Origin of the sequence: [Flexibacter] sp. ATCC 35103 (assembly GCF_001975985.1) — a bacterium.
Classification (GTDB): Bacteria; Bacteroidota; Bacteroidia; order Flavobacteriales; family Flavobacteriaceae; genus Flavobacterium.
In genome coordinates this window covers 52,776-76,913 of sequence record NZ_MTQF01000013.1, presented here as the reverse complement: position 1 = coordinate 76,913, position 24,138 = coordinate 52,776, and the positions used below count along the sequence as shown (strand labels likewise).

The window sequence follows — 24,138 nt, the reverse complement described above, 5'->3', positions numbered from 1 at the left end:
AAAGCAGAAATATTATGTATAAAAAAGAGCTTGCGATCATTGTTCAATCTATCATTGCGTCAAATACTGTTGATGAACATATAAAATCTGCTAAGGAACTCTCCGGTTTCTACAGTAAAATTTCTACAGCACAGCATTCAAAAAACAATGAAACTCTTATTAAGGGCGGCATCGCTTTGTCAAGTTCAGGAGCTGCAGATTGTGTTGATGATTATCTGCGTACTGTTTTTTTTATTAAAGGCATTTACAAGGCTTTAACTAAACTCAGTAATGATTTTCCTGAAAGAAGTGTTAATATCCTATATGCTGGCTGTGGGCCTTATGCAACATTAATTCTGCCTTTACTTTCCTTATTTGATGAAGATAGAATTAATGCTGTTTTATTAGATATCAATGCAAAATCAATAGAATCTGTACACCATCTTTTGTCAGTTATTGGTCTTGATAAATATCAATTACAATTAATAGAAACTGATGCTACCACTTATACTAAACCTGAAAATTTCATTATAGATCTGGCAATTTCCGAGACCATGCATTACGCACTTACCAGTGAACCACAAGTAGCTATAACCCGAAACATTGTTTCACAATTACCTGCTCATGGAATTTTGATTCCGCAGGAAATAAAAATTGATCTCGCCTATACTTTTTTTGATTACGAGCCATCGCTTAAAAATGCTAAACAAGAGGTAAAGGGCCACAAACAAATGCAGCCCTATCCTCATAATGTATTTGTTGATAGATTATTTACAATAAACAAAGAACTTTTTGGCGGTGTAATTAACAATTCAAAAATTGAAAGTAACTTTTATGACCTGCCGGCAAACTTTGACAACCATCCTGATATTTGCATTTTTACTGAACTTAAGATATTTGACAACATCGAGTTAAAAACCGCAGAGTCTTATATTACAAACCCGTATTGTGTTGTATCTCTTTACAGTATAAAAGATTATTCAGGCATTCAGTTCGTGTATGATTTTAGTGAAATACCAAAATGGACCTACACACTAAAAGATTAATTGTAATAAACCTTATTAATTTCTTGACGGAAAAATACCTTCCAGGCAAATAATGTAACTTAATGCCACATAAGGCTGCATTACAGAAATAGGAATATTAGAACCCGTTGCACCTGTTGTAACATTACTCGTTAAATCAACACTTGGAGTTGCCGTTGCATATCCTAATGTTGGAGTAAAAACTCTTGATATAACTGATCCAGGTATAGCTATTGACGCACCAGCTACAGGTGTAGAATCTGTTGCATTTGATGCACTTACAGATATTTTACCAGGTCCTGCGTGAACGTGTGCTGGTAAATTGCTTGTTAAAATAGAAACAGTTGGTGTACCTGCAGTTTGTCCAAGAACATAGCTTGATCCACCACCATTTCCTGATCCAATAGCTGTAGAACCCTGAAGATTAGGCAATGCAAAAGTCGTTTGCCCGTTACCACCATAAGTAGTACCTAAAATAGCAAATAAGGCACTGTTTTGTGCGATAGATAATAGTTGACCGTTACAAAAAGCCCAGCCTCTTGGGGCAAAATTTCCAGCAAATAGCTTTACGATTCCAATGTATTCTTCCATAGTTTAATAATATTAGGTTAATGATTATAGTTAATTGTTTTATCTGTGTATAGGTTGTAAGAAAACATCATGAAGGAATTTTTCTACAATGCTAAAGTAGTTTATATAAGTGTCTCAGAAGCAAGTGTTTTTACGTGTTTTTAGGATCACTTTATATTTTTTTTAACTTTATTTTTTGTTTTAATTAGGTTAAAATTATGGGTGGATTGATTCACGAAATAGAAATATGTTACAGAACAGGTATTTTATGTCATGAAAACTCTATTATATGTCACGTAAATTTTAAATAAGAAATAAAACAAAATGATTCCTCTGGAAATCGAGTGATCAATAGAAAAGAAGGTTTATAAAAAATGGGAAATAGAAAATAGAAAATAGAAAATAGAATGTAGAAGAAAGAAGAAAGAAGAAAGAAGAAAGAAGAAAGCTGATAAGATAATTAGCTTTGAAAGTAAATAAAGTGGGAGGAATGCAGACAAATAATATGTGAAAAAAAATATTTCTTATCTCTAATAAGCAGATTTTTTTAATCTTTTAATAATCACCACTTTTTCAAAACGACCATGATGACTAATAGATGCATCTTGTGTTTTATGTAAGTAAGAATCAGACAGATAGGGAATACCGTTTTCGTCTTTAAGAATGTCTTTTTTTTCAATCTCAATAACATTATTCAGATCGTCTAAAAAAGTAACTGCTATGGTATGCAGACTATCCTTGGTAATAGCTGTTTTGGTATGATAAATATTCTCACCACAGATAACCTGACCTGTACTATAATCATTTGTTATTGATGTGATAGTACAGATCAGTTTTTTAGGAATATATTCCCTTATTTTAGTTTCCCGGTTATAAATTTTATAGGCAGCTTCTTTCATGCTCCAAAGCAGCCAGACTATAATTTCAGGATTTGAGTTTTGGGCAATAATCAATTGTTCTGCAGGAGTAAAGAGCTTTTCAATAAATCCTTTTCGCTGCCAGTTGCTTTCCTGACGTGATTGTATAAGATCGATCACATCGTTGCCTATCATTTTGCTGCAAGTTTGGCAGCTATAATTTCTACCGAAGTTTTTACATCAAGCATTCGTTCCATATCAGTGTTATCAATTACAATATCAAATGCTTCTTCGATATCCAGTATAATATCGACCAGATTTGCAGAGTTGATATTTAAATCGTTTATAAAATCAGTATCTTCAGTAAGATTATCATATGCTTCTGTATTTGTAGTATACGGCTTTATGATTACTTTTAGTTGGGCAATAAGTTCTTCTTTAGTCATATTATTGGTCAAATTTTTTAAATATTATACATGCATTTACATCACCAAAACCAAAGCTTGCCTTAGCAATTATATCCGGATTGGTGTTTATAGTTTTTAAAGGTATTTTTGATGAATCTATAAGTTCTGTTATTTCAGGATGAAGATCTTCGCAATTTATGTTACCAAAAATAAAACCTTCATATAATTGCAAAACGGCTGCTATACTTTCTATGCTACCGGCGGCGCTAAGACAATGTCCGGTCATGCTTTTTAGGGAATTGATATAAGGAAAATCTTTGCCGTTTCGATTTAATGCTTTCGTCCAGTTTTCGATTTCCAGACTGTCTTTTGTAGTAGCAGTAAGGTGACCATTTATAGCATCGATATCATTAGCTGAAATTCCGGAGTTAGTGATAGCATTTTTAATACATTGCTGCACCGCAGTGCTGTTAGGAGCCGTCATACTTCCGTTACCGCGTTGTCCTCCTGAGTTTACATTTCCGCCTAATATTTCGGCATAAATTATCGTACCACGTTTCAGAGCACTTTCGAGTTCTTCTATAACTAATGCTCCTGCGCCGCTGCCCGGTACAAAACCTGCTGCAGTTGCACTCATAGGTCGGGAGCCTTGCTCAGGCGTTTCATTATATTTAGAACTGCAAACCCGTAATGCATCAAATCCCGCCCATATATAAGGACCGCTGTCACCGGTACTTCCTGCCAGTATTCTTTTTGCCTGTCCGGATTGTATGCGGTCATATGCCATCATGATAGCTTCTGTTCCTGTTGCACAGGCAGATGAATTTGTGGTAACCTGATTACCAAGTCCTAATTTTCCTCCCAGATAAGCACTTACGCCACTATTCATGGTTTGAGCCACAACAGTACTGCCCAATCTGCGGGTTTGTAATTCGTCTATTTTGTAAATGCTTTCGCGAAATTTATCAATTCCTGAAGTTCCGGATCCAAAAATGGTTCCGCTGTCCCAATCCGGTTCTTCGTTATTTTCTATGGGTAATCCGGCATTTTTCCAGGCTTCGATTCCGGCAATAACACCATAAAGAATTCCGGTACTATTAAAGCCACGGAGTTCAAGCTCTGTAAAATATTGATTTTTAAGTTCATCCGGAATTTGTGGCTGACCTGCAATCTGACACGAAAACTGTAATTCCTGTAATTGTGCATCATGTCGTATGCCTGATAATCCGTTTTTTATCGCATGAGTAAACGCAGCAATTCCAACTCCGTTTGGAGCCGCGACACCTAAACCTGTTATTACAACTCTCTTGCTCATAGTTTGTTCGTGATCATTCCGGCCAATATGCCTTTACAGACTTCTTGTCCAGCTTCGTTTTTCATAATTACATCACACTTTAGTTTTCCAAACCTGAAAAAGGATTTATGTGAAGTTACCGTAACTTTTTCGTTTGGATAAACAGGTTTTAAAAACTGCATATCTGCTGATGTAAACGCAATAACAGTTTCTTTATTAAAAGCATCACCCAATAAATAAATCCCCAGACAAACCATACCAATCTGTGCCATAGTCTCCGTTAAAATCACACCCGGAGTTACAGGATTATCTTTAAAATGGCCTTTATAAAAATCAAGATCTTCTGTAAAAGTATAGGTTCCGGTAACACTGTTTTCATCTGCGTGTAATAATTCATCTACAAACAAAAAAGGTTTGCTGTAGGGTAATTTTGCTGTAATATCTTTTAAAGTCATAATTTGTTTCGTTTAATAAGTTGACGTCTAATTGTACGCGGATAAAACGGATTTACTTCGTAAAAACGTGGATAAAAACGTTTTTTTTTCTTAATTCAAAATGAATTAAATCCGTTTTAATCAGTGTCTTTTCCTTTATTTTTCGTTTAATAAGTTGATGTCTAATTGTACGCGGATAAAACGGATTTACTTTGTAAAAACGCGGATAAAAACGGATTTTTTTCTTAATTTAAAGTAAACAAAATTTCAATATTTTAAATGAATTAAATCCGTTTAAATCCGCGTCTTCGCTTAGCGAATCAGTAAAATCTGAGTCTAATTTTATATAACAATATTCCACAGTCAAATTCAATTAGTTACTATTACCATTGCAGTAAAACACGTTGAGCCGAAAATCCGGGACCAAAACTCAGCATTAATCCTTTTTCTCCCGCTTTTGGATTTCCATCCATAATACGTTCTAAAACATATAAAACTGTTGCGCTAGACATATTACCATATTGCTTAAGCACTTCTTTTGTATGATCGATATTTTTACCTAATCCGGAGAAAAGAGATTCTACTGTTGTAACTATCTTTTTTCCGCCCGGATGAAATATCATATGGTCAATATTCTGAATTTCAAGATTATTTTTTTTCAGGAACGGATGAATGATATCGCCAAAATGAGAAGCAATAGTATCCGGAACTTCAATATCCAGAACCATTTGCAAACCGCTATTGGTCAATTTAAATCCCATCATATGTTCTGCATCATAAAAATGATACATTTCTTCGTCCAGAATTTCAGGTCCTTTATCGTCTTCATAAGAAGATAGAAGGGCACAGGCAGCTCCATCACCAAAAATTGCCGCACTCACAATATTAGGCATAGAAAAATCATCCAGCTGAAATGTTGCCGTAGGAGATTCAACCGCTATAACCGCTGCACGCTTTCCGGGATTTGCTTTCAGGAAATTTTTAGCATATATAATACCGGATATTCCTGCAGCACAACCCATTTCTGTCACTGGAAGGCGAACGATATCCTGTTTTAACTTCATTTTATTGATGAGGTAAGCATCTAATGACGGAATCATAATTCCGGTACAGCTCACCGTAATAATATAATCAAGGCTTTGAGGATCCCAACCTGATTTTTTGAGTGCTTTTTCTAATACCTGCTCACCCAAAATGATCATTTCCCGACAGTAAATATCATTTTTATCTTCAAAAGATGTTGCCGTAAAAACCTCTTCGGGATCCATAATAGAGTAGCGCTTGTCTACAGCTGCTCCTTCAAATATTTTTTTTACTTTTTTTATAAAACGTTCATCCTGTCCCTGCAGCCAGCCGTCCAGAAAAGGAAGTATATCTGCAGTTTCACGCGAATATTGGGGTAGTTGCTTAGCAACAGTTATAATTTTTACACTCATTTTTTAGCAATTATCCATTGGTAACGAAAAGCCCATTTCCAGTTTATGGTATAGTTTTTTAAATTTAGTTTTTTAGAGAAATCCTCCAGTTCTTTTTTCTTAAATCCCCTTAATATCGATACAAGTCCATCTTCACGCGACATGCTGTTTAAATTAAAAACAACACAAATTAATTCAAAGAGACGATAAGCTAATTTGCTGCGATGCAAATCATTAATAACAATTCCAATTCTGGCATTGCTATTAAAGGTAGTAATTATATTTAATATCTGCTCATCAGAAAAATGATGCAGCGTAAGCGTACATAAAACAATATCATATTGAATCAGGTCAAAAGCATCACTAAAAATATCCATACAGATATAGTCAATATTTGAGTATTGCGTTGATAATGATCGCGCATAATTAACTGTAAAAGCATTTGCATCAATGCCAATAAGTTTAAAATTTAGATTATTCTTTTGTCCATAATCGGCTATCATTCGCAGCATATCGCCATTTCCGCAGCCTATATCTGCAATTGTGATAACTTTAGAAGTATCAGATTTTTTTAATAATTTTTTTATTCCATGAAGCGTGAGTTTATTACCGCCTAATAATTGATTGATATGGGCAATTTTGTTAAGAGCTTGCTGTAATTCTTTTCCCTCCAGAAAAAAATCATCCATAATCTCCGTTTCCTGTGTTCTGTATTTGGTATTTATGCTCATGAATTAATCAATATGGGTTTACCATGTGTTTGTTTTATTATTGCGGGCAAAAGTTTAGGTATTGCAACTGTAAAGGCAATCAAAGCATTCGTAATTGTTTTGTTTCTTAAAACCTTTGCCAAAATCCTACCCATGAACAAGCGTTTACCAAAATGTTTTGTCCAGTTTTGGCTGTATTTTTTTTCCAGTTCATCCCTCGATGTAATTTTTCCATTGTAGTAATCCAATATTAATTCTGATGCTATTTTAGCGCTGTGTATTGCCATCGCCATTCCGTTGCCGCATAAAGGATGAATAAGTCCAGCCGTGTCGCCAACCATTAATATATGATTTTCAACAGGCAGCTTTTTATCAAAAGAGATCTGACTTATCGTGATTGGTTTATCAAAAAGAAGGGAACTATTTTCAAAAACATTTTTAAGATGCTTGTTTTTATACAATACATTTTGCTGATACTCTTCGATGTTTTTATATTGCTTAAAAGTGGCATAATCTGCCAGATAGCAAATATTTATAATATCATTTTCGACTTTAGAAATACCACAATATCCTCCTTCAAAATTATGCAGCGCCACAACATCATCAGGAAATTTACCTTTATAATGCGCTTTGACAGCTAACCAGGATGATTTTTTAATAAAGAAATCACGCGATAAAACCTGATCAATATTAGATCGTTTGCCATAAGCGCCAAGAACCATTTTTGCTGTTACAATTTGGTTTGGAGTTGTAATTGTGAACAAATCATTTTCAAAAGAAACTGTGGTAACGGTTTCATTAATAATGGTGCAGCCATTTTCGATTGCTTTTTGGTATAAAAAATTATCCAGTTCATATCTGCTGATACCAAAACCGCCTAACGGAAGATTAGCCGAAGCCATTTTTCCGTTACGTGTCGAAAATTCAAATTTATCAATAGTTGTGGGACCTAATTTTGAAACATCGGCTTTAAGCCAATTTAGATAAGGCAGGATTTCATTTGATACATATTCGCCGCATACTTTATGTTTGGGATAGCTTGATTTTTCGATCAGCATTACTTTTAATCCCTCTTGGGATAAGTGCAAAGCTCCAGCCAAACCGGCAAGACCACCACCAATAATAAGTACATCCGGATTTGTTTTCATACCTCAGCAATTTAACTATTAAATTTAAGAAGTAGTTATAATATTAAGAAGAGTTTATTCTAAAATTTTCATATGATATATCAAATTTAGCCGTCATAAGAAAAATATATTTCTACCTATATTATTTAAAAAACACTAGTATTGTCATTTTGCATTTTATGTAGTGAAAATCTTTTTTTATTGAAAGAATCATAATATTATAGAATAACTTTTATTCTTTCTAAAGATAATTATATATTTGCACCAGATTTTGGTCTATTGTTTTTGAAAGAATTCGAAAAGAATAGTTAAAAGGGAATCAGGTGTAAATCCTGAACAGACCCGCTACTGTAAGTTCTATATAAGTCTTTAAACGTTACTCATGCCATTGTTCGCCACGGCGGATGAGAAGGTTGTTTTAAAGATGGAACAAGTCAGGAGACCTGCCACAATCACATAGTTTAAGACTTTCGTGGAATAAAGTTGAACAACAAGAATTGACCTGTTATTGTATAACGGGATTCTCTCTTTTTGCTTTTTGAATACATCCGCGGAATTTATTTAATTAAATCAGTGATGTATAATACAAAAAAAATACTCTTATTTATTTTCCTGTTTTTTGCCCCATTTGTGATTCACTCACAAGTATCTAATGATAGTTTGCGGGTTTTAAAAGAAGTAATTCTAAAAGGAAAACCCTATCAGGAAGTGATTCCCGTACAGAGTCTCTCCGGCAAACTACTCGAAAATTTAGCCAGCCATAATGTTGCTGATGCCCTGAGGTATTTTGCAGGAGTCCAAATCAAGGATTACGGCGGACTTGGCGGACTTAAAACTGTTGATGTTCGTAATATGGGTACGCATCATGTAGGTGTTTTTTATGATGGTGTACAATTGGGGAATGCCCAAAACGGAGTTACGGATTTAGGGAAATATTCTCTTGATGATATGGAATCCCTAACGATGTATAACGGACAAAAAAGTGAAATTTTTCAATCGGCTAAAGATTTTTCTGCAGCATCTACCATTTATTTAAGAACCAAACGACCAGTTTTTGAAGGTGATAAAAAAACAAATTTATTAGTTAGGTTCAAAACCATGTCGATCAATTACTTTGATCCGTCGTTTCGATTAGAACAAAAACTGAGTGATAAAGTAAGCCTGAGTGTAAGTTCAGAATATATTAAGTCTAACGGACAATATAAATTCAGATATAAAAGAAAAAATCTCGATGGTACCGTAGCTTATGATACTACAGCAACCAGAATGAACAGTGATATTGAAGCCTTAAGATTTGAATCTGGTCTTTACGCAAAAATGAATAATGGTTCGTGGGATGCCAAAATATATTATTATGATTCGGAGAGAGGTGCGCCGGGAGCAATTGTAGAAAATAAATTTTCAGACGGTTTCAGACAATACGACAAGAATTTTTTTGCACAGGGAACTTTAATTAAAGATTTTACCAAAAGATATAAGTTTCAGGCAAAAGCAAAATATGCCTATGATTATACCCATTATGTAGCCAGGGATACGACCAATATATTAGGAGAAATCGTTACCGAAGGCGCACAATCTGACGATAGCTATTTCCAGCAGGAATATTATGTTTCTGCCGTTAATATGTACAGTATATTACCCACTTGGGATATTTCGCTGTCTACAGATTTTCAATACAACAGATTAAATGCAACACGACGAGGCATACAAACCCAATTCTCATTTCCGGAACGTTACACCGCATTATTTTCTCTCGCAAGTTCCTATAGATTAGGTGCATTTAAAGCTTTGGGTAGTGTTGTAGGAACACACGTTCAGGAAGAAGTGCGATACAACGCAAAAGCACCGGATAAAACTGAATTTACTCCTGCATTATTTTTAGGATATACCCCTTTTAAAGCATATGATTTTAATGTGAGAGCATTTGCAAAACGTATTTTCAGAATGCCCACTTTTAATGATTTATACTATACAATGGTTGGCTCAAGTACTTTAAGACCAGAATATATGAATCAATACGACGTTGGTTTTACCTATAATATATTGGTAGGAAAAAGCTTTTTTGATAAAGTATCTTTTCAGGTAGATGGATATTATACCAATACGAAAGATAAAATTGTAGCCGCGCCAACAGGAAATTTGTTTCGATGGATGATGACCAATATTGGACAGGTTAAAGGAAAAGGAATTGAAACTGTACTTAATATGGGAATGCATATTGACAACGTAAACCTGACAACCAATCTTACTTATACTTATTCTGAAAACAGGGATTACACCAAATTTGCCGGTCTGGAATTATCCTCTTATGGAGACCAGATTCCGTATACTCCGTGGCATAGCGGATCCGGAATTTTGAATGCAGATTACAAAACCTGGAATTTTAACTACAGTTTTATATACGTAGGGAAACGATACAACGGTAACGTCAATAATATAAAGGTAAACGAAGTACAGCCTTGGTACACGCATGATCTTGCGGTACAGAAATCTTTTGCTTTTGAGCATTATAAAATGAAAGGCGCAGTAGAACTCAACAATGTCCTCAATCAGCAGTACGAAGTAATTTACAATTATCCGATGCCGGGACGTACGCTAAAATTTATAATCAGTATTGAGCTATGAAAAAGACAGCCACAAAGTTATTCCTCAGTTTATTTATAGCGCTGGCTTTTGTTTCTTGCAGGGAAGAAGAAACTATTTTTCCATCGTCAGAAAAAAGCGTTGCTGCGCCAAGAAGCGATGGCAATATAGAAGGTTTTTATCTTCTTAATGAAGGCAATATGGGAATGAACCGCGCCAGTATCGATGTATTTAATTACAGAACAGGAAACTATACCACAGATATTTATTCGGAACGAAATCCTGAAGTTGTAAAAGAATTAGGAGATGTAGGCAACGACATAAAAATATACGGTAATAAAGTGTATGCCGTAATCAATTGTTCGAATAAAGTAGAAGTAATTGATAAATGGTCTGCAAAACGCATCAAAAAAATAGACATTCCCAATTGTCGTTATGTCGCTTTTTATAAAAACAAAGCTTATGTAAGTTCTTATTCTGGTCCTGTAGCGATTAATCCAAATGCAGAAATTGGTTTTGTTGCAGAGATCGATACCACATCATTAGAAATAAAACGAAAAGTAACAGTAGGATATCAGCCGGAACAAATGGTTGTTCACGATGGTAAACTTTATGTAGCAAATTCCGGCGGTTACAGAGTTCCTAATTACGACAGAACCGTATCTGTAGTTGATCTTGAAACTTTTACCGAAACAAAAAAAATAGATGTTGGTATAAACCTTTCAAGTATGCAAATAGACAGCAGAGGTGATATTTATGTAAGTTCAAGAGGCGATTATTATACAATACCTTCTAATCTTTTTGTAATTGACAGCAAAACAGACGAGAAAAAACTACAGCTCGATATTCCTGTTTCCGGAATGTGCCTTGTCGATGATTTACTCTATTTCTATAGTGTATCATGGAGTTACCTCACAAACAGCAATAAAGTGACATACGGAATTTTAGACACAAAGACCAAGAAAATAATCAGCGATAAAGTCATTACAGACGGAACAGATAAGCAAATAATGATTCCGTATGGACTTCAGGTAAATCCGGAAACAAAAGAAATTTATATCACAGATGCCCAGAATTATGTGGTAACAGGCTATATCTATTGTTTTACTCCCGAAGGTAAATTAAAATGGAAAACTACCGCCGGGAATATTCCTGCTCATATGGCATTTATAACTAAAAAATAAAAGAACAAAAAATAAATTTTATGAATACGAAAAGACATTCTTTTAAGATTTTAAAAATCATCTTTGGAACCATTTTTCTACTGCAGTTTATTGCCTGCGGAACTGATAACGAAGAAGATTTAGTAGTTGAACCTCCTGTAGAAGTACTTAAGGAATCTTATACAATTGACCGATTTAAGGTGCTGAATATTGTCCCGAATTTAGGTACAAATTTTCAGGTAACCTGGAGTGTTAATGATTCTGTTATTTCGCAAAATGCACAGTTGGATTTTATTAGTCCGTATCAAAAAAATTATCCACTGACTTTAAAAGTAGAAAGTAATGGAGTGGTAAAAACCTATACTTCTGTCATTAATGTGACTAAAGAAGCCGGAACATACAGCAAATACATAGCAAATGTATTGGATTTTCGTCCGGCAATTGGGCAGTTTACAAACGAAATTCCACAGTATGTAGCCGGAAATACAGAAGCCAATCTTATCAGTGCAGCAAAAAAAGCCCTCGTTGGTTCAAATACCAGTATGGTTTCCTTAGGCGGTTTTGGCGGATATGTTGTATTGGGTTTTGATCATACAATCCCGAATATGAACGGACGCGATTTTAAGGTTTTAGGAAACGCATTTTGGGGAAGCGAAGCCAGTGAGGCCCGTTCAGGATCTTGTGAAGCTGGAATTATCGTAGTGGCTTACGACAAAAATAAAAACGGAAAACCCGACGATGACGAATGGTATGAAATTGCAGGAAGTGAATATTTTAAAAACACAACCCTGAAAAATTACAGTGTTACTTATATGAAACCGGATCCTAACAAAGCAGCCGTTGCAGGAGAGGAATTCTGGCAAATGGATAAAGAATATGTCAAATGGCAGGATAATCTGGGCAATACAGGATATAAATCTAAAAATGCGTTTCACGAACAAAGTTATTACCCACTCTGGATTGCTGAATCGTCTTATACTTTGAAAGGAACAAGAATTCAGGATAATTTTTACGATCAAAGTGGTACAGGTAATTATTGGGTAGGGAAATCATTCGATTTTGGTTATGCAGATAATGCCCCAAATAATGACGAAGCATCGAATATAGATATTTCATGGGCGGTAGATAAAAACGGAAATTATGTAAAACTTCCCGGAATAGATTTCATAAAAATATATACAGCAATCAACCAGGAAGCTGGCTGGCTGGGAGAAGTTTCTACAGAAGTGGCAGGAGCATATGACTTACATCTTAAATAATAATAAATTTTTAAATTAACTATAACATGAAGAAAAATTACTTTTTACTAATAATGCTGTTTTTTGCCTTTCTTGGCAATGCGCAGGTAACCGTACAAGGAATACCGCGACCAGATCTTAAACAAAATACAACTGCAAAAAGCACTAAAAAAGCTGTTGCAAATACAACTACTTTTGCTGATATTCAATATTGGGTAGGTACAGGTTCTAATCAGGCTGCGTTTGTAATACAGTGGAATGACGGTAAAAATTCTGATGCCTTAGTTTGGGGATTTAGATGGGATGGTACCGCAACGGGTGAAGATATGATGAAAGCAATTTTAAAAGCAGATCACCGTTTTTTCTCTTTACTTTATCAGGGAACACAATTTGGGACTGCTCTTGGAGGATTAGGCTTCGACCTAAATGGTGCAAATAGTAACGGACTTTATAAAGATGGAAATGTAACGTATCCTTATTATCCGGTAAATGGTATTATAAATACTACCGTTTATGATTTTGATAATTATACTGCTATAGATGCAAATGATCACTGGCAATCAGGATGGTACACAAATGGCTATTGGTCATATAATGTGAAAGATCCTGCTAATGCTGATTTTGGTTACTCAAGTGTGGGAGTTAGCAGTCGTGTTTTAGAGAATGGTTCCTGGGATGCCTGGAGTTTTAGACCATCATTTGAGGAGTTTCCTATTCAATCTACATTTACTCCGGTTACACCATATGTGATGGCAACAGATTTTACCAACGGATTTTTTGTAGTAAACGAAGAATGGTTCGGGCATACAAACGGATCTGTAAATTTTGTTAATAACGATGGCAGTATCAATTATAGAGTATATAGTACTGTAAATAACAGTCAGGCTTTTGGTGCAACGACACAATACGGAACAATTTACGGAGATAAATTTTACTTTATCTCAAAACAAGCCGCAGATGGCGGAGACAGTATGTACACTCCAGGTGGAAGACTGGTTGTTGCCGATGCAAAAAACATGCAGAAAATTGCCGGATTTAATACTATTGGCGGCGGAGACGGACGTTCTTTTGTAGGGGTCAACGAAAACCTGGGCTACATTGGTGCTTCAAACGGAATTTTTACTTTTGATATTGCTAATATGCAAGTAGGATCTCTGATACCTGCAACTGGTGGCGGAAGTCAATACGCGGGACAAATTGGGAATATGATCCGTACTTCTCAATATGTATTTGCAGTAAAACAAAATACCGGAGTTTTAGTAATTGATCCTAATACAAATACTGTAATTAAAACTATTGCAGGTGCATTTCACTCCATTGTTCAGGCAAAAGACGGAAGTATCTGGGCAATCCAGGATCAAAAAATAGTCAATGTTGATGCCGCTACTTTTGCAACAACAACATACGCAATTCCTACAACTAAATATATTGGGGCATGGGGAGCCTGGAATGCAGGAACCTTTACTTATAGCACTCAGCAAAATGCTTTGTACTGGATTAACTCGATTAATAGTTTTAATTCAGGAACACAAATTGTGAGATTTGATGTTGCGACAAAAACCTTCAATGAAAATTTTGCAGCAATTCCGGGGCAAACAGGTACGTACAAGCAAATTCCTTACGGAGCAGCATTACGTGTCGATCCTGTATCTGACAATTTAATTCTAAATACTACAGAAAGCGGATACGGAGCACATTACCAAAAAAACTGGATTCATACTTATAATACTTCTGGAACTTTAATCAATACGAAGGTTTTAGATGATTATTACTGGTTTCCGGCCGTTACGGTTTTCCCTGATAATATTGCGCCTGTTGTAAGTACAGCATTACCATCGCAGGTTTCAGTAAATACGCCAACAGTAATCGACTTAAAAACGGTTGTTTCTGATACAGATAATTTATCTGTTGCTATTGTAAAAACGGTAAAGTCAAATAGTGATAACGATGTTGTTTCGGCAGTCATAAATACGAATGACGAATTGATCCTGACTCCAAAAAACCAAGGTAGTGCTACTGTCGTAATAAGTTTTAATTCTAATGGTAAAGTAGTTGAAAAATCCGTTGCGGTAAATGTGAATACTACTTTAGGAACCGGAGAATTTAAGAAATTAAACCTGGCAATTTATCCTAATCCGGTTTCAGAAATTCTAAATATCCAAACGGAAGATGAAGTACTGCAAGTATTTGTTTATGATGTTACAGGAAAAACAATACAGGCAACAGTTGCGAATAACCAAATTAATGTAAGTAATTTTATAAAAGGAATGTACATTATTAATATCGTGACTGATAAAGCGAAATACACGCAGAAGTTTATCAAAAATTAATCAGGATAACTTTCTTTGAATAATAAAAAGAAACCCCTTTACTATCTGGTAAAGGGTTTTTTATATATGTAAGTTTCATTTTATATCATTTTATATTTCGCAGGAAATTATTATTTTCCAGCTCCATAGGAGCGTAATATTTATAGCAAATATTTCAAGGTTTCATAAGTATTCAAGCTCCATAGGAGCGTCATATATTTCAAACCACGCTACGTATTTAATTCTGAAAGATCAATTCCCGACAAATTTAAAGTGTACAGAAAAGCTTTTACGTTATTCTTTGCTTTTTGATCTTCTCCTGTAAAGAATATTTTAGTCCTGTTATGATTCATTACTATAGGCTCTAAAGGATTAAATACTTTTACAACATGAGAAGTAGGCAATAATGAAGCTAAAAGAGAGCATGATGATTGGTCTGAAGTAGTTGACGAAATCGTATTTACATTAAAGATAGGATTGTTTGTATGCAGGATTATTTTTCCCGTCATATCCGGTAAATCATGTATAGAAACTTCAAGATTTTCACGAGGAAGAAATACTATTATAATTTCGGCTGTTGCGGCTTCGCATGTATGAACCAGTTTTACATTGGTTCCCATATTTTGCACCAAATCTTTTATAGTACTTGTACCACGCGGATTACTTATTAATACTTCATGTCCGGATTGTGCTGATCTGTTGGCTAACTCCAATGTTATATTTCCAACTCCTATAATTCCTATTTTCATGATTTTTTCTCCATTTTTATTCTTATAACACAAACAATGAAATAAGAAATGTTCATAACTATATGTAATCTTAAAGCTTAAAAGTTTCATTGACAATTAAGAAAAAAACTACTTTCTTAACAGGTTTGAAGTTAGAAATTTATTAGGAACCTTTTTCACGTAGAAACACCTGTTTTTGTCATAATAGCCTGATAATAGGTGAATGCTTCTTTAAAGCGAGTAAATGGACGTAATTTTGGGACGAAATGATATAATTTGATAGTTTTTTAACTTAAATGAATATGAAATTTATTAAATATTTAAAATAAAATAAAACTGACAATTGTCTTTGTAATGTGTTGATAAGTAGTGTATTGTATTTTAAATTTTAACACTATTTGAAACTGATTAATTTTTATATTTGAGAATAATTCCTATAAAATTAATTTAAAAACATTCAATATGGAAAAAGCTATAAAACTAAAAGTCCGCAAGGAATTAGATGGTCAACAACAGTTGAATATCATTAAATTAAAGGGCACTTTAATTTCTAAAGGATACACAGAAATTATCCATATTCTGGACCAGGACGATGAATATCATATCAATTCTTTTGAAACTCCGCTTGAGACTAAAAATGAAGTTCATGAATTTATTACTGAATTCATCAACAGAGAGAATCTGGCAGATACTATAACACTTTTTAGGTAATTTGCTTTGTTTTAATTTATTAAATGACAAGGGCTTAAGTTCACTTTTTTTAAATAGTAATACAGGCAAATTAACTGTGTAGTAAAGTCAATTTAGATATAGCGTAACTTTTCTTCTTCAATATCCAGATAATGCATTTGGCGCCTGATAATAGATTCATCCAGAGTCTGATCTGTTCTGTTTTTATTAATCAGCCATTGCCTTTGCTGGTTTAGCAAATCAACATAAATATGTTTTAAATCTTTACTTATAGATTCATTATCGATTTCATTACTCAGCTGTTCCCACTTCAGGATTAATTGCTGTAATGAAATATTAGTGGCAACATGATCGTTATAATTTGTTTTTAGATACTCTAAAGCATATTCTGCTAATTCTTTTCGTAAGGCTTTATAAGCTTCATCACGAGGTAAAGCATCATCGTAAACATCTTTAAGTTTAATTTTCCGGATAAAATAAGGCAGCGTTAATCCCTGAATTACGAGTGTTAAAAGAATAACGATAAACGTGATGAACAAGATTAGGTTTCGTTGCGGGAAACCATTGCCATTATTTAGATATACAGGTATTGATAAAGCAGCTGCCAATGAAACAACGCCTCTCATTCCGGTCCAGCCCAATATAAAAGGAGTTTTTAAACCCGGGTTTCTTCTGTCAGCAACCGTTATAAAATTGCGTGCAATCAAGGTAACAACTACAGCGCCATAAGTAGATAATATCCTGCTGATTATTAAAACTGCCGTAATAAGAACTCCATACCCAATTGCTGCTGACATACTTACGGCTTCGACTTCGAGACCTTTTGTAATTTGTGGTAAATCTAAACCTATGAGCATAAAGACAAACCCATTTAATATAAAGCAAAAACTTTCCCAAACATTTATACCCTGCAAACGAGATTTACTGCTCAGGAAACGATGTCTGTTATTGGATAAAAGCAATCCGCCGCAAACCACTGCCAATACACCTGAACTATGAACTTCTTCAGCAGCGAGGTAAATAATATATGGCGTAAGCAATGATAAAACGATATCGACATTAGCATCTGTAGGCAAATATTTATGTGCTTTCATAAAAAGCCAGCCTATTAATAAACCAATTGCCACACCGCCAATAATCATCCAGCTAAAACTGGCCGCCGCTTTATAAAATATAAACTGTTCTGTCGCCACGGCAATCATGGCAAATCTAAAAATGATTAACGAAGAGGCATCATTCAGTAAGCTTTCACCTTCTAATATGGACGAAATAGTTTTAGGTACTTTGACAAATTTAAGAATTGCGCCCGCACTTACGGCATCCGGTGGCGAAACGATACCGCCTAAAACAAAACCTAATGCCAGCGAAAACCCCGGAATAATATAATTGGCCACTAATGCTACAGACAATGCCGAAACAAAAACAACGATAAAAGCAAAACTGGTGATGATCCTGCGCCAGCGCCACATTTCTTTCCAGGAAACTGTCCATGCGGCTTCATACAATAACGGAGGCAGGAAAATAAAAAAGATCAGTTCAGGTTCGATATTTATAATAGGGACTCCGGGAATAAAACTAATTGCCAATCCGGCCAGTACAAGTAATATAGGATAAGCAACTTTTATTTTATTTGCTAACATAATCAGCAATAAAATAACAATTAATATACCCAGGTAAAAAGGAAAGTTATCAAGCATTCTTGTGGTTTATGGTTTGGTTTCTGTTGTTTTAATTTAAGCTTCTGTATTCGATAGGCGTGTAACCGGTATTCTTTTTAAACATTCGATTAAAATGCTGCGGATACTTAAAACCCAGTTCAAAGGCTATTTGACTTATCGATTTATCAGTATCAAAAATTCGTTCTTTGGCTAAGTTAATTAATTTTAACTGAATATGTTCCTGAGCAGATTTACCGGTTTCTTTTTTAATCAAATCACCAAAATAATTAGGAGATAAATGTAAAAGATCTGCAAAATAACTCACAGAAGGCAAACCTGTATTTTGGGCATTTTCGGATAGAAAATAATCGTTTAATACATTTTCAAACTTTGATAAAATATCAGTATTGATATTTTCACGGGTTATAAATTGCCTGTCGTAAAATCGTACACAATAATTTAGCAAGAGTTCAATAGTATTGGTAATGATACTTTTGCTGTGTTTATCGATAGACTGGCTTAATTCATACTCTAATTTACTAAATAAATCTTTTATAATTTGCTGTTCTTTTAAAGATAAATGAAGTGCTTCATGCGAATCGTAAGAAAAAAAAGAATATTGGTTTATATTTTTTGCCAGTGTAGTACCTTTTATAAGATCGGGATGAAATAAAAGTACAAGTCCGGTTGGTTGATAATCATCCGGATTATTGACTTCAAGAACTTGTCCCGGCGCAACAAACACCATTGTACCATCATCATAGTCATAATTATTGCGTCCGTATTTTAATTCACCACAATTGCCTGCTTTTAAAAATATAGCATAAAAACTAAAATGCATACGCGCATGATTGGGTAATGTTTTAGTATTTGCATTATCAAATACACTTATTAATGGATTTTGGGTCTCAATACCCTTTAATTGATTGTATTGAGCAATTTTTTCAAGTTTTATAATAGGATCCATTTTGTATTCTTTAAATTTATAGTGCAAATATAGTATTCAGATTATTAGCATTTTAGCCTGATTGTTCAAATCAGTAAAAATGGTAATAATAACAGTAATCTGTATAAAAGAAAGCTTTTGATATTACAGGAACTTTGTATGGACAAAAGGAAATACAAATTAGTCAAAAAATAATACATATGAAAACAAGAATATTAGGAACACAAGGTTTAGAAGTTTCTGCCCTGGGTTTGGGCTGCATGGGATTAAGTTATGCTTACGGTCCTTTATTAGACAAACAGCAAGCTATAAAAATAATCAGGGAAGCGTATGAACAAGGCATTACCTTTTTTGATACTGCCGAAGCATACGGAATTGCTAATGAGCAGTTGGTAGGCGAAGCATTAAAAACGTTTAGGAAAGAAGTGGTAATTGCAACCAAATTTGGTTTTAAAGATGGAGATGCTACAAAAGGATTAGACAGCCGTCCGGAAAATATCAGAGCAGTTGCCGAAGAATCTTTAAGAAGGCTAAACACAGATGTTATCGATTTATTCTACCAGCACAGGGTTGATCCGGATGTACCAATGGAAGATGTTGCGGGAACGATTAAAGATCTTATTCAGGAAGGAAAAGTAAAATACTTCGGACTTTCTGAAGCCAGTGTTTCCTCAATCAAAAAAGCGCATGCAGTTCAGCCCGTAACCGCTTTGCAAAGCGAATACTCGATTTGGTGGAGAGAACCTGAGTTAGAAATTTTACCGGCACTTGAAGAATTAGGAATTGGTTTTGTACCTTTTAGCCCGTTAGGAAGAGGATTTTTAACCGGTGCAATAACTGAGAATACTAGTTTCGAAAGTACTGATTTCAGAAATAATTTGCCTCGTTTTAGTGAAGAGAACAGAAAAGCAAATCAAAAACTGGTAGATTTACTAGCAGCAATCGCATCTCAAAAAGAAGCAACTCCAGCACAAATTGCCCTAGGCTGGCTATTAGCACAAAAACCTTGGATTGCACCAATTCCAGGTACAACAAAATCTCACCGATTAACAGAAAATATTAGCGGAGCATCTATAAATCTTTCAACAGATGATATTAAAAAAATTGATGATGCTTTTGCACAAACCACAATACAAGGAGATCGTTATCCTGCTCATTTACAAAAAGCCGTAGGCAAATAAAAAGCAAAACCGCCTATTTATAAGGGAAATTCAGCATCAAAATAAAAATGATACTATTCGAATTGTTTGAATTTCTTAAGTAAATGTTTCTTTTCTGTTATTTTTCAGGATCAAAGTAGTTTTAAATTTACAGCTTTATAATAATTAAATTTATACATATGAGTACAAACACAAAAGCATTTGGTACAACAGCGCCTGATGCATCTTTAGAACAAATGACCATTGCCCGCAGAGATGTACTGGCAAAAGATATAGAGATCGAAATTTTATATTGTGGTGTGTGCCATTCAGATTTGCATACGGCAAGAAACGATTGGGGAGGATCACAATATCCTGCCGTTCCGGGTCACGAAATTGTAGGTAGAGTAACTAAAGTAGGAAGCGATGTTACCAAACTAAAAGTGGGTGATTTAGCAGGAGTAGGATGTATGGTAGATTCCTGCCACACTTGCGAAAGCTGTAAACAAGATCTTGAGCAATATTGCTTAAATGGATTTACAGGAACTTACAATGGGAAAGACAAAAATCTTGGCGGACATACTTTTGGCGGATATTCTGAAAAAGTAGTAGTAGATGAACATTTTGTATTAAAAATTCCTGCAAACCTAAATCTGGCAGCAGTGGCTCCGTTATTATGTGCAGGAATTACAACCTGGTCGCCATTAAGACACTGGAATGTGGGTAAAGACAGTAAAGTTGCCGTAGTTGGTTTAGGCGGATTAGGACATATGGCCATAAAATTGGCTAAAGGTCTTGGAGCGCATGTTACTTTGTTTTCAAGAACACCGGATAAAGAAAAAGACGCTTTAGAATTAGGTGCAGATGCTGTAATTATCTCTACAGACGATACTCAAATGAAATCTGTAAGCGGTAAATTTGACCTGATTATAGATACAGTTCCTTATGTACACGATGTAAACCCGTATGTGGCTACATTAAACATTAACGGTACCTTGGTTTTAGTGGGATATTTAGGTGGTTTAGAACCAATTTTAAATACTGTACCTATGATTATGGGAAGAAAAACAGTAGCAGGTTCTGTAATTGGCGGAATTGCTGAAACACAGGAAATGCTTGATTTTTGTGGAGAACACAATATCGTTTCGGAAATTGAAATTATCAAAATGCAGGAAATCAATGAAGCATACGAAAGAATGCTGAAAAGTGATGTTCGTTACCGTTTTGTAATTGATATGAATTCTCTGAAAGAATAATAATAAAAATGTTTTGTGTAATTTATTTATACATCAAAACATCAATTAAAAAAAGGCATTCGTGATGATAACGAATGCCTTTTTCTATTTTGGTAAACAAAATATATTTTTTCTAAATCGTTTCTGCTAACTGTTTTAGTGGTAATGTTAGTATAAACTCAGCACCATTATCGATCTCACTAACACAGGAAATAATGCCATTATGTCTTTTGGCTATTTTTCTGCAAAGAGCAAGTCCAAGGCCATTTCCTTCGTATTGGTCTTTAGAATGTAATCTTTCGAAAGCATTAAATATTCTGTCGGCAAAAATTGGGTCTACACCAATTCCGTTGTCTTTTACAATTATTTTAGCATAATCGATACCATTATTTTTAATGAGACTAAAAGATATCGTAACTCTTGGAGGCTGATCTGCTTTTGAAAATTTTAATGCATTATGGATCAAATTATAAAAAAGCTGATGAATAAGAATAGTAGCGCCTTCTATTTCAGGAAGTTCACTCGTGATTAAAATAGCATCTTTTTCTTTTATGATAAGTTCCAGATCTGTTTTGATATTTTCGACAATTTCATCCAGATTGATTTTTTCAATTGGCTGCGTTGATTTATTAAGGGTAGAATAGGCAAGGATTCCTTCTATAATAGTCTGCATTCGTTGAGCAGACTGATCTACTTTATTGAGGTATTTTTTTGAATTTTCATCAAAGTGAATTCTGCTCTCGTTCCTTAAAAGACTATTAAAAATTTTAATTTTTCTAACAGGTTCTTTCAGGTCATGACTCACCACATTGGCAAAATGAAGAAGATCATCATTCGATCGCCTTAACTCTTCAATATTCTCTGTGACTTGTTTTTTTAATTCTTCCTCAAATCTTCTTTGTTCATGAATATCCTGAATAATCCCAATAATTGTATTGGGTTTTCCATTTTCGTCATTGATTATTTTACCATTAACTTTAACCCACTTAATAGACTGGTCCTCATTTACTATTCGTGCTTCATACGACATTTTACCTGTTTCCAGAGCATTTAGATGTGCTTCTTCACGCAATAGCTGATCATCAGGATGTAATTTTTTTATCAGTTCGTCATTAGGGATTTCATTATCAATAGACCATATTGTATTAAAATTACCCGAAGTTTTTATTTTTTTTGTAGCCAGATCTATCTCATATGTTCCCATACCACAGGCTTCAATTGCGATTCTTAGTCTTTCTTCAGCACTTTCCATATCTTGTTTGGCCAAATGAAGATCCGTAACTTCTGTACCGGTATTCATTACGCCGTATATATTTCCCTGCGTATTATAAAGAGGGATAAAACAATAATTAAAATAATGCGGTTTCATGACGCCATCAATTACCAAATCGACCCTTTTATCATTTGCATGAAAAGGTATTCCGGTATTCAGAACATTCATTGCCTGATCAAAAATTTGCTGACTTTCAATTTCAGGAACAATATCCAGATATTTTTTTCCTATTACCTGATCGCCTTTTCCCCAAGTTTTTATCATGGCCGGATTAGCTAGTTCTACTTGCAGTTCATGTCCTACATATACAGCTATTGGCAAGGGTGCATTGTCCACAATGTCTTTTAGAAGTAACAGATTATCGTACATGGGGCTGGAGATTTAATTTTTTCTACGAAGCTAATATCAAATTCAGCTTACGTTGTTATACTTCTTTTGTCATTTATTTCAAAATTACAATCTAAGACGTTTTATTTCAGAACACTTGTAATCAAAATTTTATATGCACGTGATAACATTTGCGAGACGAAATGTTAATATAATGTTTTATAAAATGACCTTTTTATTAATGTAAACGTAACCTTATCGACCTACCCTCATTTCTAATTTTGGAGACATATTATAAAACAAAACAATGTAGTATATGTCATTTTTAAAATTAAGAATACATCGCAAAAAAAGAAGTAATAACGGTGTTTTAGCAAATACCATTTGTTCGCTAAATGCAAAAGTGACCTATTATGTATAAAGGATTTACTGATGAACAGCTTGTTGAATTATTGAGACAAGGAAAGGATAAAGCGTTTGATGAATTGTATTTTAGATATCGGGATCTCTTAGTTCGCTTTGTTTATATGCGAATGAAATCTGTTCCCGTTTCAGAAGAAATTGTCCAGGAAGTTTTTACCACAATCTGGGAACGCCGAAAGACTTTAGTGATTCAAAAGAAATTCTCGGCTTACATCTATACTTCAGTACGTTATGTGACCTTAGATTATATAAAATCACACACCATTACAGATCAGTATATCAAAGAGGTTTCGGACCGCAGTAATAATGATTATAACAACAGCAATACAACCGAAGATTCTATTTATTATCAGGAACTGCAGCAAGCAGTAGATAAAGCGACTTTATTACTCCCTAAAAAATCAAAAGAAGTTTTTATCCTGAGCCGTATCAAACAATATTCGAACAAAGAAATTGCCGAAGAACTTAATGTCTCGCACGAAACCGTAAAGTATCATATTGCTTACGCGCTCAAATTTATGCGAAACTATTTAGGTGAATTCAACTGATACTGTTTTCAAAAATTATGGAGGAGCGTTTTTTCTTAACAAAAGCGTAACCTTATCTGC

The 24,138-nt window shown here is 34.4% G+C and carries 21 protein-coding genes and 1 riboswitch; of the genes, 9 read left to right on the top strand and 12 right to left on the bottom strand.

Features of this window, described 5'->3' with window-relative positions; all coding sequences use genetic code 11:
- Window positions 1-14: 14 nt before the first annotated feature.
- The gene (locus BXU01_RS21860; RefSeq protein ID WP_083695612.1) at window positions 15-1,025 is read left to right on the top strand and encodes a hypothetical protein; all 1,011 of its coding nucleotides are present in this window, start codon (window positions 15-17) and stop codon (window positions 1,023-1,025) included.
- 15 nt (window positions 1,026-1,040) lie between these two features.
- Here the strand turns inward: BXU01_RS21860 and BXU01_RS21855 are convergent, their stop codons facing one another.
- From BXU01_RS21855 to BXU01_RS21820, 8 genes are all read right to left on the bottom strand, one after another.
- Entirely contained in the window at window positions 1,041-1,595 is a 555-nt protein-coding gene (locus BXU01_RS21855) for a phage tail protein (RefSeq protein WP_083695609.1), read from the bottom strand.
- Window positions 1,596-2,104: 509 nt separating this feature from the next.
- Complete coding sequence (locus BXU01_RS21850) at window positions 2,105-2,626, bottom strand: 4'-phosphopantetheinyl transferase superfamily protein (protein WP_083695607.1); 522 nt, start codon at window positions 2,624-2,626, stop codon at window positions 2,105-2,107.
- Entirely contained in the window at window positions 2,623-2,877 is a 255-nt protein-coding gene (locus tag BXU01_RS21845) for an acyl carrier protein (protein ID WP_083695604.1), read from the bottom strand. The genes BXU01_RS21850 and BXU01_RS21845 overlap by 4 nt, the downstream gene beginning before the upstream one ends.
- 1 nt (window position 2,878) lies before the next feature.
- Window positions 2,879-4,153, bottom strand: coding sequence for a beta-ketoacyl synthase (locus BXU01_RS21840; protein WP_083695602.1), 1,275 nt, complete (start codon window positions 4,151-4,153; stop codon window positions 2,879-2,881).
- Window positions 4,150-4,587: a 3-hydroxyacyl-ACP dehydratase FabZ family protein gene (locus BXU01_RS21835; RefSeq protein ID WP_083695599.1), complete on the bottom strand. Its 438-nt coding sequence runs from the start codon at window positions 4,585-4,587 to the stop codon at window positions 4,150-4,152. The genes BXU01_RS21840 and BXU01_RS21835 overlap by 4 nt, the downstream gene beginning before the upstream one ends.
- 362 nt (window positions 4,588-4,949) lie before the next feature.
- Window positions 4,950-6,002 carry a type III polyketide synthase gene (locus tag BXU01_RS21830; protein ID WP_083695596.1) on the bottom strand — a complete coding sequence of 351 codons (1,053 nt, stop codon included), beginning with the start codon at window positions 6,000-6,002 and terminating at the stop codon, window positions 4,950-4,952.
- Window positions 5,999-6,712 carry a methyltransferase domain-containing protein gene (locus BXU01_RS21825; protein ID WP_083695593.1) on the bottom strand — a complete coding sequence of 238 codons (714 nt, stop codon included), beginning with the start codon at window positions 6,710-6,712 and terminating at the stop codon, window positions 5,999-6,001. The genes BXU01_RS21830 and BXU01_RS21825 overlap by 4 nt, the downstream gene beginning before the upstream one ends.
- The gene (locus tag BXU01_RS21820; RefSeq protein WP_083695590.1) at window positions 6,709-7,839 is read right to left on the bottom strand and encodes an NAD(P)/FAD-dependent oxidoreductase; all 1,131 of its coding nucleotides are present in this window, start codon (window positions 7,837-7,839) and stop codon (window positions 6,709-6,711) included. The genes BXU01_RS21825 and BXU01_RS21820 overlap by 4 nt, the downstream gene beginning before the upstream one ends.
- A 234-nt stretch (window positions 7,840-8,073) precedes the next feature.
- A riboswitch (cobalamin riboswitch) is annotated at window positions 8,074-8,284 on the top strand.
- Window positions 8,285-8,394: 110 nt separating this feature from the next.
- Here BXU01_RS21820 and BXU01_RS21815 point away from each other — a divergent pair.
- From BXU01_RS21815 to BXU01_RS21800, 4 genes are read left to right on the top strand one after another with little or no spacing between them, the layout of a single operon-like run.
- Window positions 8,395-10,443 carry a TonB-dependent receptor gene (locus BXU01_RS21815; protein WP_083695587.1) on the top strand — a complete coding sequence of 683 codons (2,049 nt, stop codon included), beginning with the start codon at window positions 8,395-8,397 and terminating at the stop codon, window positions 10,441-10,443.
- Window positions 10,440-11,585: a DUF5074 domain-containing protein gene (locus BXU01_RS21810; RefSeq protein WP_083695584.1), complete on the top strand. Its 1,146-nt coding sequence runs from the start codon at window positions 10,440-10,442 to the stop codon at window positions 11,583-11,585. The genes BXU01_RS21815 and BXU01_RS21810 overlap by 4 nt, the downstream gene beginning before the upstream one ends.
- A 20-nt stretch (window positions 11,586-11,605) precedes the next feature.
- On the top strand, window positions 11,606-12,823 hold the full coding sequence (locus tag BXU01_RS21805) for a cell surface protein (protein WP_083695582.1): 1,218 nt from the start codon (window positions 11,606-11,608) through the stop codon (window positions 12,821-12,823).
- Window positions 12,824-12,849: 26 nt separating this feature from the next.
- A complete protein-coding gene (locus tag BXU01_RS21800) occupies window positions 12,850-15,132 on the top strand; it encodes a DUF5074 domain-containing protein (RefSeq protein ID WP_083695579.1) in 2,283 nt (760 codons plus the stop codon).
- A 209-nt stretch (window positions 15,133-15,341) separates the two neighbouring features.
- Here the strand turns inward: BXU01_RS21800 and BXU01_RS21795 are convergent, their stop codons facing one another.
- Window positions 15,342-15,860 carry an NAD(P)-binding domain-containing protein gene (locus BXU01_RS21795; RefSeq protein ID WP_165689818.1) on the bottom strand — a complete coding sequence of 173 codons (519 nt, stop codon included), beginning with the start codon at window positions 15,858-15,860 and terminating at the stop codon, window positions 15,342-15,344.
- Between the two features lie 441 nt (window positions 15,861-16,301).
- On the opposite strand from BXU01_RS21795, the gene BXU01_RS21790 reads away from it, so the two are divergent.
- Window positions 16,302-16,550 carry a hypothetical protein gene (locus BXU01_RS21790; protein ID WP_055093551.1) on the top strand — a complete coding sequence of 83 codons (249 nt, stop codon included), beginning with the start codon at window positions 16,302-16,304 and terminating at the stop codon, window positions 16,548-16,550.
- Window positions 16,551-16,642: 92 nt separating this feature from the next.
- Here the strand turns inward: BXU01_RS21790 and BXU01_RS21785 are convergent, their stop codons facing one another.
- Entirely contained in the window at window positions 16,643-18,226 is a 1,584-nt protein-coding gene (locus tag BXU01_RS21785; protein WP_083695574.1) for a Na+/H+ antiporter, read from the bottom strand.
- 31 nt (window positions 18,227-18,257) lie between these two features.
- Entirely contained in the window at window positions 18,258-19,154 is an 897-nt protein-coding gene (locus BXU01_RS21780; protein ID WP_083695571.1) for an AraC family transcriptional regulator, read from the bottom strand.
- Window positions 19,155-19,333: 179 nt separating this feature from the next.
- Here BXU01_RS21780 and BXU01_RS21775 point away from each other — a divergent pair, with 179 nt between their 5' ends.
- The gene (locus BXU01_RS21775; RefSeq protein WP_083695569.1) at window positions 19,334-20,314 is read left to right on the top strand and encodes an aldo/keto reductase; all 981 of its coding nucleotides are present in this window, start codon (window positions 19,334-19,336) and stop codon (window positions 20,312-20,314) included.
- 158 nt (window positions 20,315-20,472) lie between these two features.
- Window positions 20,473-21,528 (top strand): NAD(P)-dependent alcohol dehydrogenase, encoded by a 1,056-nt coding sequence (locus BXU01_RS21770; protein ID WP_083695567.1) that lies wholly within the window; start codon window positions 20,473-20,475, stop codon window positions 21,526-21,528.
- 112 nt (window positions 21,529-21,640) lie between these two features.
- On the opposite strand, the gene BXU01_RS21765 is transcribed toward BXU01_RS21770, so the two are convergent.
- A complete protein-coding gene (locus BXU01_RS21765) occupies window positions 21,641-23,149 on the bottom strand; it encodes an ATP-binding protein (RefSeq protein ID WP_083695564.1) in 1,509 nt (502 codons plus the stop codon).
- 371 nt (window positions 23,150-23,520) lie between these two features.
- Between BXU01_RS21765 and BXU01_RS21760 the strand changes: the two genes are divergently transcribed.
- Window positions 23,521-24,078, top strand: coding sequence for an RNA polymerase sigma-70 factor (locus BXU01_RS21760; RefSeq protein WP_083695561.1), 558 nt, complete (start codon window positions 23,521-23,523; stop codon window positions 24,076-24,078).
- The last annotated feature ends 60 nt before the right edge of the window (window positions 24,079-24,138 follow it).